Source organism: Halorubrum sp. C191, from assembly GCF_002727095.1.
Classification (GTDB): Archaea; Halobacteriota; Halobacteria; order Halobacteriales; family Haloferacaceae; genus Halorubrum; species Halorubrum ezzemoulense.
The window spans coordinates 1-952 of the sequence record NZ_NHNZ01000161.1; the positions used below are offsets into that span (position 1 = coordinate 1).

Annotated in this window: 1 protein-coding gene; it reads left to right on the forward strand. The window is 57.4% G+C overall.

Translation table 11 applies throughout. The features are described from left to right. Window positions 1-50 precede the first annotated feature (50 nt). A partial coding sequence (locus Z052_RS14790) for a transposase (RefSeq protein WP_099289204.1) occupies window positions 51-952 on the forward strand: 902 nt, incomplete at its 3' end.

Consider the following 952-nt stretch of genomic DNA (forward strand, 5'->3'; position numbering starts at 1 on the left):
AGAGCCTGTCATAGAAAGCGTCACGTGCGAAGCAGCAGGGTTTGGAGACAGTGTCTACAAGCTCCAAAGCCCTACAAAGCGAAGCTTCGGTCGACGAGTTCTTGAATGTAGCGGCTACCGAGACGGTTCCGCTGTTTGAGCATCTCAACTTCGAGTTTCTACTGGAGTACGAAGTGTTCGCCCCCGCTCGCCGGGGGCGAACACGAGTTCACAAACCACCAGACCTCTTTTGCGGCTTTCTACACTGCTACTACGAGGATGTCTACGGCACTCGTCCGATCACACGAGAACTCCAGCATAGCCTTGTCTGGTACTACTGCGGACTCGACAAACCGCCGTCCAGAGACACTATTGATCGGTTTCTCACTGATCTCGAACACGTCGTGGACGATGTATTCGACAGACTCGTCGAGCAGGCCGCCGCTCGCGGCCTGCTCGACTCCACGTACTCCATCGATTCAACTCACATCGAAGCGATCCAGCACAACGACGCCGCCTCATGGAACTACGACCCAACAGCCGAGGAGTACTACTACGGCTTCGGCTGTACACTCGTCTCAACCGGCGCAAAGATCCCAATAGCAGCGGAGTTCACACAAGCTAAACAAGCGGATCAGGAGACGGCGATGCGCGTCACGCGTGACGCGCTCGCCGTCGATACACCGATCTGGATGCTCGGAGACAGTGCCTACGATATCCTCGACTGGCACGACCACCTGCTGGCCGCAGGGGTCGTGCCAGTCGCCCCGTACAATCCACGAAACACTAACGACCCGAAAGACATCGAGTACAGAGTCGAAGACCGTATCGAAGAACACAGCGAGGAGGTTCAGCTCAAGCAATCCATCTTAGACGAGACGTACAATCACCGGACAGGGGTCGAACGAACCAACGATGCGGTCAAGGACTGCGGCCTCGGGCACGTCCGCGCCCGAGGCCGCGTCCACGCACG